General features: G+C 43.2%; 7 protein-coding genes. 5 read left to right on the top strand and 2 right to left on the bottom strand.

Annotation, left to right across the window (positions count from 1 at the left end; all coding sequences use genetic code 11):
* Both KDM92_RS13210 and KDM92_RS13205 read left to right on the top strand, forming a co-directional pair.
* On the top strand, positions 1 to 2,853 hold a 2,853-nt coding region (locus KDM92_RS13210), incomplete at its 5' end, for a beta strand repeat-containing protein (RefSeq protein WP_212684928.1).
* Between the two features lie 191 nt (positions 2,854 to 3,044).
* Complete coding sequence (locus KDM92_RS13205; protein WP_212684927.1) at positions 3,045 to 4,634, top strand: glycosyltransferase; 1,590 nt, start codon at positions 3,045 to 3,047, stop codon at positions 4,632 to 4,634.
* A gap of 34 nt (positions 4,635 to 4,668) precedes the next feature.
* On the opposite strand, the gene KDM92_RS13200 is transcribed toward KDM92_RS13205, so the two are convergent.
* Positions 4,669 to 5,373, bottom strand: a complete 705-nt coding sequence (locus tag KDM92_RS13200; RefSeq protein ID WP_212684926.1) for an acetyltransferase — start codon at positions 5,371 to 5,373, stop codon at positions 4,669 to 4,671.
* Positions 5,358 to 6,224 carry a beta-keto acid cleavage family enzyme gene (locus tag KDM92_RS13195; protein WP_212684925.1) on the bottom strand — a complete coding sequence of 289 codons (867 nt, stop codon included), beginning with the start codon at positions 6,222 to 6,224 and terminating at the stop codon, positions 5,358 to 5,360. The genes KDM92_RS13200 and KDM92_RS13195 overlap by 16 nt, the downstream gene beginning before the upstream one ends.
* A gap of 1,209 nt (positions 6,225 to 7,433) precedes the next feature.
* On the opposite strand from KDM92_RS13195, the gene KDM92_RS13190 reads away from it, so the two are divergent.
* The 3 genes from KDM92_RS13190 (at position 7,434) to KDM92_RS13180 (ending at position 12,962) form a co-directional block, all read left to right on the top strand.
* Positions 7,434 to 10,370 carry an EAL domain-containing protein gene (locus tag KDM92_RS13190; protein WP_212684924.1) on the top strand — a complete coding sequence of 979 codons (2,937 nt, stop codon included), beginning with the start codon at positions 7,434 to 7,436 and terminating at the stop codon, positions 10,368 to 10,370.
* Between the two features lie 316 nt (positions 10,371 to 10,686).
* Positions 10,687 to 12,333 (top strand): response regulator, encoded by a 1,647-nt coding sequence (locus KDM92_RS13185; RefSeq protein ID WP_212684923.1) that lies wholly within the window; start codon positions 10,687 to 10,689, stop codon positions 12,331 to 12,333.
* The gene (locus KDM92_RS13180; protein ID WP_212684922.1) at positions 12,330 to 12,962 is read left to right on the top strand and encodes a sensor histidine kinase; all 633 of its coding nucleotides are present in this window, start codon (positions 12,330 to 12,332) and stop codon (positions 12,960 to 12,962) included. The genes KDM92_RS13185 and KDM92_RS13180 overlap by 4 nt, the downstream gene beginning before the upstream one ends.
* Positions 12,963 to 12,968 lie beyond the last annotated feature (6 nt).

Raw genomic sequence — 12,968 nt, 5'->3', positions numbered from 1 at the left:
GCAGCGTCTGCAGTTGGCGCACAAAAAATCACGACTGGTTCTGGTAACGACACAGTGATTTTTGATGCATTGGACGACAACCGTGCTGGCTTGACTATCTCTGACACAGTTGACGGTGGCACAGGTTCTGACACATTGGTTATCGATGGTAACTTGTCAGTTGCTGGTGTGATCGCTTTGGGCGCATCTGAATGGACTAACGTTTCTAACTTCGAAACAATCCGTTTGGTAAATGCTGGTGCAGGTAGCTCTTACTCATTGACATTGACAGACACATTGATCTCTAAGAACAATGCTTCTGGCGTATTGTCAATCGTGAACGACAATGACACAGCAAATGATTCAGCAGCAACTGCTGACACAGCTGGCGTTTCTAACGAAAGCGCTGTTGTAATCGACGCTCGTGCATTGAGCAACGTTAGTCGTTTCAACTACAACGGTGAAGAAGGTGCTAGCCGCACTACTGACCGTATCATCCTATCTGATGTAAGTTTGAATGGTACACACAACATCAATGGTGGCGCAGTTGATAACGACGCGACCAATAACAGTCAAAAGAATGACGACGTTTTAGAGTTGCGCAATGCGACAAATGCCTCGATGGGTGACTTCTCTGGCATTAGCAATATTGGCACCATCGAATTAACCAACGACACTGCTGTATCCCAAGTATCACAAATTCAGCTCAACGATAATATCGTTAACGCGATGGTAGACAGCTATCAAGCAGCGAATACAACAACACACGTAGAACGCTTAACGATTCGCGCCTTAGGCAATACCAACTTCGCTACCGCCACTGTGGGTGTTACGCTGGACGCTGCCACTTTGACAGCAGCTTCTGCACTCGATGTGACCTTAGGTCGCGGTGCTAATAACTTGCAACTAGGCGCTGGCTCTGACCGTGTGGTGTTATTAGGTAACTACGTTGCTGGTACTTACACAGCAACAGAAAACGGCGTTTCCATTAATGGTCAATCGACGGCAGGCGCGGTAGCACGCGTCGTCAACGACACCATCAACCTTGGCGGCGGTAACGATACACTGGTTACCTATGGTGCGATCGATTTAAGTGGCGCCACTTTATCTGGTATTGAAAACATCACCAATAACTCCGCTGTCGTCCTTACTGCATCGCAATACAATGCATTAATCGCAGCACGTGCTTCACTTGGCTTAAGTGGCCCTGTATTAACATTCTCTGGCACAGGACCGCATCAATTAACTATTGTTGACGACGTTGGTGGCATCAATAACATCGACTTGTCTTATATCTCCGTTAGTGGTGGTACTTTGCTCTATGATGTTACTTCCGCATCCAATGCTACCGGCGGCGGCACTAACAACATAACCACCTCCAACGCTGTCAATGTATCTGGTACTGGCGCAGCAATCGCTGGAACCGTTGGTACTACTCCTTCCAATAATGGAGGGGGATCAACAAACGTTAACCTTACCGCAGGTGGCATTTTCAACGGCACCACTAGCATCGCTGAAAACTTTACAGGAGTAAGTGCTGCGTTCGTTGGTACGACTATTAATGGGAACGGCAGTGATACTGATAAGATCACGTTCACTGGCGGCGGCAGCATTGTCATTGGCGGAGGCAATACCATTACGAATATCAAAACCCTCGCTACAGACAATACATCTACCGACATCTATTTTGTTGTTTCGACTGCAGGGATTAACACCATTAACGGTGGCACTGGCAATGATCGCGTGTACTTAGCAAACTCTGGTAACTCAATGTTAGCTGGCAATATCAATTTAGGTGCAGGCAATAATCAGCTATCCCTGGAAGGAAAAACATATACAGGCACTTTTGGAGCTGGAGCTGGCACTTCAGATATCCTTAACATGGTTAACTCGTCAGACATTAGTGGTGCAACTGTAACAGGATTCGAGAGTCTCGTAGTTTCGTCGAATGGCAGTATTACTTTGAGTGCTGCGCAATATTCTGCCTTTTCATCAATTAATGCTTTGTCAACCAATAACATCACATTTGCAACTGCAGGTAACATTGTTGGCAACTCAACCGTAGAAAACTACACGCTGGCGAATGGTTCAAATAATTTTACAGGTACTGCTGGCATCGTCTCAGTAATAGGTGGCACTGGTTCAGATACGTTCAACGTTGGTAGTTTCGACATCATTATGACCATCGCGCCGAATGGGATTGATGGCGGTACAGGTCCAGGAGACACGCTTAATGTTGGAGCCGTCATTGCTGCTCTAGATATGTCAAACAAAGTGACTGGTGTCGAAACAATTAATGTAACTGCGGGTACCAATGCTTTCTGGACTATCACGAATGCAAATGGTGCTGGTACTATTTTGAATCTCACCAAATCAGCGACCACTGCACTCAACAATGTCTTGCTCGGATCAGGTGGACAAACATTAAATGTTATTGGCACGGGTAGTGGTGCTATAACTATTACGGGTGGTTCTGGCGCAGATACTATCAATCTTTCTACAAGCACATTGGGCAGCGATACCATCATGGCAGGCTCTACCATCGCTGCTATTGACACAGTTAGTAACTTCAAAGCGGTCGGCTCTGACCAATTTAAAACTGGTGTAGCTGCTACCACATTAGATACGCTAACTATCGCTTTCGCCGACATTGCAACTTTACCAGGGGCGATCACAACAGCTGCAACTGCTGCCGGCGCTGCGTTTGCCGCGAATACTCAAGCATATCTCATCACGGTAAATGGCGGTACCGCAGCAGGCACTTACGTCTTCCAGAATATCGGTGGTACAGTTGGCGCGGTGGATGCCACCGATTTTATTGTTCAGTTAATAGGTATAACTGGATCAATTGTCGTTGGCGACTTTGTTGCTTAACAAGATGGAGTAAGCCAAATTGGAAAGTAAATAAGCGGAACAGTTACTAGACAACATTCTCCTTTATTGTGCCAAATAAAAAACCTACGCCTGTAAAGACGTGGGTTTTTTTATCTGCATACAGTATATTCAACAAGTAACTAATTTCACTATTAGCCCATCGTACCATCTTCACATGTGAGCTAAATTACATGACCGACACCCAACAAGAAAATTTGCATCTTTTAGAAAATGCACTAGCCCAGACGCTACACACCCCCTCCAGCAGTCTTGGATGGCACAAAATGGTTTTTTTATTGCGCCAATTAGCCAATCCTCAAGTATCTTTACAGATAGAACAAATCATTTTGTCCAAGGTACCTCAGTTCGGCTATGCTGGTTTTTTGCGTGCTGGCTTTTTGGATATATTAACCGGACGTCCCGAGTATTTAATTCAAGCAGCAAAAGCATTGTTAGGCTTACCTGAGTTTGATCCAGATCGAGCGATAATTTTCTTGCAGAGTAGCTGGCAGAGAGTATTGATAGATATTCCTGATCGAACCTCATTTTACGCAAGACTATCTGCGATTGCTTTACCCGAAATCGCTGGTCGCCTACATCAAAATACAATAAAAAACTTACTGGCTTCGACAGAAATTAAGCTACCTATTCGCGATATCAAAACGATTCGAAAAGTTGCCTTGATCGCACCTTTGTTAAGCAACTTAAAACATCCACCAACATTAATGGCTTTGCAGCAAGCTCGTTGTTTACGTCAATGTGGATACGAAGTAAATTTATACTCAGCGCAGGAAATGTTAGGGCCAAATAGCCAACAGTATTTGGGGAATGGCATAGTGCATCAGGCTCCAATATTCACCCTACAGGGGTGGGAGAATTACCTAGATGAAGATAACCAAGTAGTCACCGGAAATACCCAGCATCTCATTTGCAAACGTTGGCAAGGATTAGCGCGCCACATTGCGCAATTTGACCCAGACTTGGTGATGCAGGTTGGTCTATATAGTGGTTTATCAGCTCTAATGTATCAACAAAGGCCAGTGCTGAGCCTAGGTGTAAATTCTCTTGCACCAATCACACCATCTGACGTGTGGTTAACGGCACAAGAAGAATTACATGAAAGTACTTTAACTCCTTGGGGTTCGGCTACCGATAGTGGTATCGCTTTTTATTACCCTTATCGTTTGGAGCGCCCGTCCTCACTCAAAGCGTTACCGATTCAAAACGCCATGAGTACCGTAAATTCAAATTGGACTAGTGACCATATCGTGCTTAGCACTTTTGTCAGTGAAGCGGAAGCCAGAATAAGTGGTGTTTGGGCACGTGGCATGTGTCATGCTCTAAAATACTTTCCAAAGTTGCGTTGGTTGATCGTCGGTGGTAGTGGGCAACTACCTAGCTCGTTGCAAGACGTATCAGAGCAAGTGCAGTGCCTACCATTTTGTGAGGATGTATTGAAATATTTGAGTTGCACCGATATTTATGTCAATCCGCCTATGATGGGAGGCGGCTTTTCTGTGGCTGAGGCAATGGCAGCAGGTGTACCAGCAATAAGTATGCGTGATACCGATGGGGGCGATAAATTAGGCAGTGATGCTGTTTCAGATTTAAGAGCATACTTTGACCTATTACAACGTTTAATTCAAGACTCTCAATATCGCGAAACTCTAGGCATTCAACAGGAACAACACTTCAATCAAATTTTAGATTTAACGCATGCTACACCGAGCTTACAGAGGGCATGCGAGTTAGCGCTAGTAAGATTTAACTTTCAAAAATAAAATGTTAGGCGCAAAATCGCTAACAAAATGCAACTTACGAACTCACCAGTTTTTTAAACTTTGCTGGTACACCAACCATCAAAGAAGAACTCGCAACATCACTGGTAACGACAGCACCTGCTGCAATAAATGCACGATCTCCGATCATGAGACGTTCTAATAAGCTTGCTCCCATACCGACGGTAACGCTGTGACCAATTTTCGACAACCCTCCAATATTGCTACCTGGCTGTATCCGCGAATATGCGCCAACTTCAGTATCATGGCCTATCGTCACGCCACGGTTAATAAAGACGTGATTATGCAAACTCACTCCTGGACCGATAACGCTTTTAGCACCAATAAAGACTCCTGGCGATAGATTGGCTAGTGGCGAAACATAAGCTTGCGGATGAATCAGAACGGTATACTCTAGGGTAAATTTTTTCTCTAATGATTCAACAATCTTGATCCGCTCTGGAGTCGTTGGCCCAAGCAAATACATCTCACCTGGTTCCGGCTGGAATGCGTCGATCGAAATAATTTCCGGCACAACGCCAAAAGCCGCCCAACTTTGAATCCGATCTTTCAAAGGCCGATCACGATCACCTTCAGGTTCTGGCATGTGTAAAACGATTTTTTTTATACCTAAACCGTTTGCAAAAGCACAATCGAATAGATCGGAGAGAATATTGCTGGCACCAAAAATAACTAGCACATGATTAAGCGGATTAGCTGGCATCGTCATAATGTGTGGCATGCAGGTGTTAGTCCAAGCAGAGTTCTAGTCGTATCGGGCGTGGAAATATCTCTTCCCATGGTAGTGGCGAGGTCATGCATTCTTCGCACTAACTGCTGGTTACTTGCCAGTTGAGTGCGTTGATCATCGAACCATAAATTGTCTTCCAAACCAATGCGAATACCGTGCCCCATAGTCATTCCGAGCAAATTAGCGCGAGTTTGAAAACGACCTATACCCCCAACCGACCAGATTGACTGTGGAGGCAAATCTGTCACGATATTAGAGAGATGCGAAAGTTGAAGCTGCGCAGTTCCTGGGTTTCCTAAAATAATATTGAAATAATACGGGGCACTGATGAGTCCCTTATCTATCAAAATTTTGGCAAAATTGACCATACCTAGATCAAAGATTTCTAATTCTGGCTTTATGCCATTTGCCTGCATAATGCGTGCCAATTCCATGATATCGTTAGGTGAATTGACACTGCTTGACCGACTAAAATTCATAGATCCCAGAGTTAAGCTCGCCATATCTGGATGGGAATTTTTACACAACTCATGTAAATATAAAGTACTGGATCTTCGCTCGATATCTTGTGTGTTGCGTCCGCTGGTAGTCGTAACAATTACTATTTGCGGTGCTTCAGCACGAATACCTTGAATGATGTCACGGTATATAGCTGGATCTTCACTCGCAGCTCCGGATTTATCGCGGGCATGCAAATGAACCATACTAACGCCATATTGAATACACTCCAAAACACAAAGAATTATTTCGTCTGGATTTAAAGGCACCAAAGGTGATTGGCTACGCTGAGGAATCATACCGGTCGGTGCTAAATTAAGAATAAGCGGGGATAGTGATTGCATATATGGTTGTAAGTTGCTACGCAAAACAGCAATATAACGTAGCTTTTCTACTCATTCGGACTGAATATTCAAATTTATCAGTTCTATAGCAAAACCAAACAAAGAATCACCTCTATATAGAATGTGGTTAGCTAATTCGAATAGACATTGAACATGTAACTCCATTAAATTTCGATTCATGTTCGAAAATATCAAGAACTAAACAGAATTCGACTAGTGACAAAATCGAATTTCCGTAAACTAATTGTAGCAACTCATAAGATCAAATGTGAGTTGGGGTTGAAATGTTGTTATGAAAAATTCCACACGGGATATTCCGATTACTTAATGAGTCATATCTATTAATTCATTAAAAATATGAAGTTGATTACCTTTCTGATACAACAGTTATTGATTCTTAAATTTTGTATATAAGCATATCGAAAACATGCGAAATCACACAACAATTGTAATATGCAACATATGTAACAACTATCTTTAATTTAAGCAAAACTAAGACAAAGTTGGCTGGGGTCGTTCAACAAATTAATAAGAAATTCAATCTTGGAACAATCCTCCAAAAATACCAACTTAATAATTCAAAATTGCAACCAAAAAATTTTGCGCTTTATTGAGTGACCTTTCCTTGATGACATCCTCCTCGAGTGTAGTTCATGAGAATTAGCAATACTCTAGAATCTACTTACATTATCAATGTATTGATCTCGTTTGGTTTTAAACCTAGCCCGTCATTCAATATGACCATAACTCACCACTTATTACGCATCCAGTCATAAGTAACTAAATAACAACAAAGTGTATTTAAAAAATTGGCTTTTAACAACACAAGCTCGCATAGCCACACAGATTAATTGCATAAATATAAGAAATATTTTTTAAAATTAAGTGCTCCATGTGTTTATTTGCATTGGTGTGATAACTTCTTTTGGTCTAATACCTCTTTTCTCAAGAAACAACTTAGCCGACGCTCACCTTGTATAGTCAACTATTGTCGAAACGCTTAACGGACTTAGCTCTCCTAGTTTCCATAGCAACCAAGCAATTAATTTTTTATCCTCATCGAGAGAAAATCAGTTAAATTTCTACTCATCAAAAATTATTATCGCACGCCCAAGCAATGATAAAATATTTCCACATGGAAATTTATCATTAAACAATAAATTAGTTACTAATTTATATGACAGCACAGCTAATAGGATTTGGTATTGAATGAACAAGTTCGAAACGTCTCAGTCTTTTCATCAAGATCATTGGTGGCGACTGCATCCATCGCACGAAGTTATAACCTACAAATTAGTTCTTTTTCTTGCCCTCCTCGCCTTCATCCAGTTTTTATCTTGGTTAATTCCAAGCGCACCTAATCATCAAGGCATTCCCTACTACTTATCGCTCCATACTTTAATGGAGACGCTTTCGATTGCAGTGGCGATGATGGTAGTTGCGGTTGGTTGGAACAATCGACAATCGCGTAATACACAGAACTTGGTCTTGCTTGCTTGTTTGTTTTTCGCGGTCGGCATTCTGGATTTTTTGCACATGGTGTCGTATCCCGGCATGCCTGAATTCTTAAGTCATAACGATACAGATAAACACTTAAACTTTTGGCTCTCTGCGCGTTTTGTGGCGGCGCTCGCATTGCTGGTTGTAAGTATCTGTTCTTGGGAAACTAGCGTATCAAAGAAATTTCAATACGCCTTGTTTTCTGCGACCTGCACCGTTACAACATTGTTCGCTGCATTGGTCGTCTATCGCCAAGATTTGTTTCCGCATTGGTTTATCCCAAGTCAAGGTCTAACACCACTGAAGAAACTACTCGAATACGTCTTCATCTTGATGAACATAGCGACAGCCATCGTATTGTGGATCAAGATGCGGCAACCACAGTCGTTTAAAGCCTCGCTATTATTTGCAGCGGTTTGTACGATGGCGATGAGTGAATTCTTTTTTACGCTGTATGCAACCTTAACCGGTGCCTACAATGTGCTCGGGCATATTTACAAGGTCATTAGTTACTACTTCATCTATCGCGCAGTGGTTGTTGAAGCGATTGAGCAACCCTACTTAAAACTAGAAGTCGCACAACAAAATTTGGAATTGGCGGTACGAGCATCGAATACAGGTTTATGGGACTGGAATATCCAAACAGGACAAACCATCTACTCCAGCGTATGGAAAGCCCAACTAGGTTACACCGATGCTGAGCTCGACAATCATTTCAACACATGGGAATCGCTGCTGCATCCAGATGACAAAAAGCTCGCGCAACAAAGAGTGCAAGATTTTCTAGCGTTCGATTATATGAAAATCTATGAAAGTGAATTCCGCTTACGACACAAAGACGGTAGCTATCACTGGATTTTAGCGCGTGGCGAAAAACAATATGATCATCGTGGCCGTCTGCAACGTTTAGTCGGCTCGCATACCGACCTAACCGAATTTAAACGCGCTGAGGATCGCTTCCGCAGCGCACTTCAAGCCTCACCAAATGCAATGATCATGACCGATGAAAATGGGCTCATCGTATTGACCAATACCGAGGCTGACACGCTGTTCGGTTATGCCAGTTCAAGTCTACTAGGAAAGTCAATCGAAGAACTTATTCCGAGTCGATTACGAGATCAACATGGTCTACATATTCAAGGCTATCTCAAGCATGCTAACGAAAGAAAAATGGGGGAAGGTCGAGAACTATTCGCCTTACATAAAGATGGTCACGAGTTCCGTGTAGAAATTGGCTTAACGCCGATCTTCAAAGAGGAAAGCCGCTATATTCTGGCTTCTATTGTGGACATAACGAGTCAACTGCAATCTGAGCGCAGAATACGTCAACTGATTTATTTTGATTCCTTGACTGGGCTGCCTAACCGTCACTTACTCAAAGAAACCGTTCAAACTGCAATTATTCAAGCGCAAAAAGATGCGGTACAGCTTGGCTTACTGTTCTTAGATATTGATCACTTTAAGAACATTAACGATACCTTGGGCCATCGTACCGGTGACGAATTATTGGTAGAAATTAGCCAGCGTTTGCGAGATACCTTATTCAAAGAAAATGTAATCTCGCGCATGGGTGGTGACGAATTTGTCGTCATCATCAATCATTGCGATGATCAAGAGCTGAGCCGCATTGCCGAACGTTTGCTCAACAAAGTTTCTAAACCCTACCAACTCGAAAAACATAACCTAACTGTGACAGCATCGATCGGGATTGCCAGTTTCCCGCGGGATGGCGACGACTTTGAAACTTTGTACCAGCATGCTGATATTGCGATGTATAACGCGAAGCATGAAGGACGCAACGATTTCCGCTTCTTTAATCGCGATATGCAATTACGTACTGCACGTGTTCTCGCACTCGAAAACGCGATGCACCAAGCATTAGATAGAAACGAATTTTATTTGCAATATCAACCGCAGCTCTCGATCAAAGATCATCGTGTGATTGGGGTTGAAGCCTTACTTCGCTGGAAACATCCCGAACTGGGCATGATCTCACCTGCCGAGTTTATCCCGCTTGCTGAAAATGGCGGGCAAATTATTGCGATTGGCACTTGGGTGATACGAACCGCGGTCAAACAACTCAAACAGTGGTTAGACAACGGTTTACCGCCGATGGTGATGGCGGTGAATCTATCTGCGATTCAATTTAAGCATCCAGATTTGCCGGGATTAGTATCGAGCATACTCGAGCAAGCGCAACTTGCCCCTGAATATCTTGAGCTCGAACTCACTGAAGGTGTTGCGATGGGCGATCCTGTGCATGCCATCGGTATCATGGATGACTTGCATTCACGCGGGATCAGAATGTCAATCGATGATTTCGGCACCGGTTATTCTTCACTTAGCTATCTCAAAAAATTCAATATCTATAAACTCAAAATTGATCAATCATTTGTGCGTGATATTGCGACCGATGCAGATGACAGTGCGATTGTCAGCGCGATTATTCAACTCGCACATAGTCTCGACTTCATCACGATTGCCGAAGGCGTAGAAACTGAAGCACAAAGAGACTTTTTGCTAAAACAAGGCTGCGACGAACTACAAGGTTACTTATTTAGCAGACCCTTACTTGCAGAAGATGCAGAACAATTCATACGACAAAATGCGAAAAGATTGAGCCAAACACCGTTTAACTTGATTTGATCAAAAAAAATTGTGCAAGTTTCTACAAAGATAACTCTTGCCTATTGACCTAATCAGTTTATATGCTAATGTTTTCAATTATTTCTAACTGCTTTTTAATGCACTCTACCTAGCTCGGCTAATTGATCGTGACTAATATCTTGTAACCAAGCAAATGCTTTTAACCACAACTGCCTGGCTGATCATTCTATTTGCACCAGCTAGTGTAGTTCGTTATATCACCAGCGATGATGTGTTTTTGTTGACGCTCTATTGAATCATAGTTGATGCGCGCATTCGCGAATCGACACAGATAGTAAAGGCGAGATGAGACCAAATGCTTACCACGACAGCAAACCAATCTCCAGTCGTTTCCTTCTCGGATAAAAAGGTATTGATACTCGATGATATGCCCGATATGCGCACCACTATGCGTAATCAAGTGCAATCACTCGGTGTAAGCAATGTTAGCCTCGCCTCGAATGTCAAAGAAGCGCTGAATCAAATTCAACAAAGGAGTTTTGACATTATTTTTTGTGACTACTACCTCGGTGAAGCAACTGACGGTCAGCAGTTCTTAGAATATTTGCGCACTAATAATGCGATTAGCCGCGCCACTTTATTCATCATGATCACCGCCGAAACCGGCTTTAATAGCGTCATCACAGCAGCGGAATGTATGCCCGATGATTACTTGCTTAAACCATTTACGGGTGAAACCTTAAAGCTACGGCTAGAACGCTTATTGGAACGTAAAACAAGACTTGCCGCGATTGATAAATTACAAGACAAAGGCGCGTGGCCAGAAATCATCAAAGCATGTGACGAAATTATTGCGTGCAAAGATAAGTACATCGTTGATGCGATGCGAATTAAAGGAAATGCCTTACTAATGCTGCATCAAATCGATGCAGCAATTCTGTTCTATCAAAACGCATTAAAGATACGTGAAATGCCGTGGGCCAAACTTGGTTTAGCGCGCGCACTCAAGTTCAAGGGTGACGGGGAACAAGCTGGGCAATTATTGGAAGGTCTGATAACCGAGAATCCACGATTACTAGCGGCCTATGATTTGCTAGGCAAAATTCATAGCGAATCGGGCGATACAGAAAAGGCCTTAAGCGTACTCGACAGTGCCTGCAAAATAGCTCCCCACTCACTCGCTCGCCAACGCTCTATCGCGAATCTAGCAGAATCAACGGGCGATTTTGCGAAAGTAGATAAAGCGCTCAGCGTAGTCGTCAAGCAAACCAAGAATTCACCACTACGTGACACAAAAGATTACGCCAAACTGTGCAATGCTCTAACAGAAACTGGCGAATTAGAGCGTGCAGTTAGTGTGATTAAAGAAGCAAAAGATCATTTCAAAGAAACCACAGAAATGAAATTTTTAGCGGCTTACGAAGCGGTTGCACAGAGCAAATTGGGCAATAAAGATTTGGCAGAAAAAGCCTTAGAGCTTGCACTAACCGATGATGGTAGCATTCCCACCGAAGCAACTAGCTTGGCATTGGCGAAAGCCTGCTTGGCACAGAACAAACAAGAACTGGCGTTTAACATCCTCAAAGCAGCGGTGCAAAACAATCCCGACTCAAACAAACTGCAAGACGATATCAGTGCTATTTTTAAAGATCATGGCGGCGCAGATGTCGCGAAACAATTGATCGAGAGTTCCGTCAAAGAAGTGATTAACCTGAACAATGATGCAGTACAAAAAGCACGTGCAGGTCAATATACTGAAGCTGCAGCGATGCTTACAGAGGCGGCGCTGCGCTTACCCAATAATTTACAGATTTTATCCAACGCAGCACTATCGATTTTGATGGATGTGTTCACAAATGGATTTGATCTAACTAAGTTTACTCGCGCCAAGGAATTTCAAGACGCGGTCGTCGCGCAAAATGATCAGTATCCCAAGCTCGCTGAAATTAACGCGTTTCAAATTAAAATTCAAAGCAAATATCGACAGGAAATTGGCGAATGACTAAGCATGATATTTTTTCTGAAATCGCCGCTCTATATATTCACGATGTTAAAAATAATCTCGCGCAATTAGCCGCAGAAGCGGATGCTCGTGGCGATTTGAAGAATCGTGAACTCGCCCTCCGTTCTTCACAAACGCTGACCCAACTCCTGTGCTTTTATCGTTCGGAAACTCACAGCTTGCACTTACAAATCGAAGCGCAAGATCCACAAGAGTTGATTGCCGATCTCGTTCGACTCTATGCGAGTCAACATCAAGTTCCGACTGGGTGCGTAATCGAAACCCAGCTTTCGCATGCGCCAGAACTGTGGTTCTACGATGCCAATCTGATTCAAATGGTATTAGCAAACGCCTTACAAAATGCGCTACGCTACGCGAAGAAAAAAATTATCATCAGCGTCAACGTGCAAGACGATTATCTTGAAATTTGTCTGCAGGATGATGGTGATGGCTATCCGATTACCATGCTAGAAACGGCAATAGAAAACGTTCCAGTCAGTGCCGCTGGCACTGGTCTAGGACTTCGTCTAGCGCATAAGATTGTGGCGCTGCATACAAATCAAGGACGCACTGGCGAGATAACTTTATCCAACTACCAAGGCGCGCGCTTTAGCTTGCGACTGCCGTAACTAGCG

Origin of the sequence: Affinundibacterium baiyunense (assembly GCF_018139645.1) — a bacterium.
Classification (GTDB): Bacteria; Pseudomonadota; Gammaproteobacteria; order Burkholderiales; family Burkholderiaceae_D; genus Undibacterium; species Undibacterium baiyunense.
The sequence above is the reverse complement of the archived record's forward strand: the minus strand, read 5'-3'. Positions and strand labels throughout refer to the sequence as shown.

Coding starts and splice junctions, on each gene's coding strand:
- KDM92_RS13205 (WP_212684927.1), top strand. CDS start 3,045: ATGACCGACACCCAACAAGAAAATTTGCATCTTTTAGAAAATGCACTA.
- KDM92_RS13200 (WP_212684926.1), bottom strand. CDS start 5,373: ATGCCACACATTATGACGATGCCAGCTAATCCGCTTAATCATGTGCTA.
- KDM92_RS13195 (WP_212684925.1), bottom strand. CDS start 6,224: ATGCAATCACTATCCCCGCTTATTCTTAATTTAGCACCGACCGGTATG.
- KDM92_RS13190 (WP_212684924.1), top strand. CDS start 7,434: ATGAACAAGTTCGAAACGTCTCAGTCTTTTCATCAAGATCATTGGTGG.
- KDM92_RS13185 (WP_212684923.1), top strand. CDS start 10,687: ATGCTTACCACGACAGCAAACCAATCTCCAGTCGTTTCCTTCTCGGAT.
- KDM92_RS13180 (WP_212684922.1), top strand. CDS start 12,330: ATGACTAAGCATGATATTTTTTCTGAAATCGCCGCTCTATATATTCAC.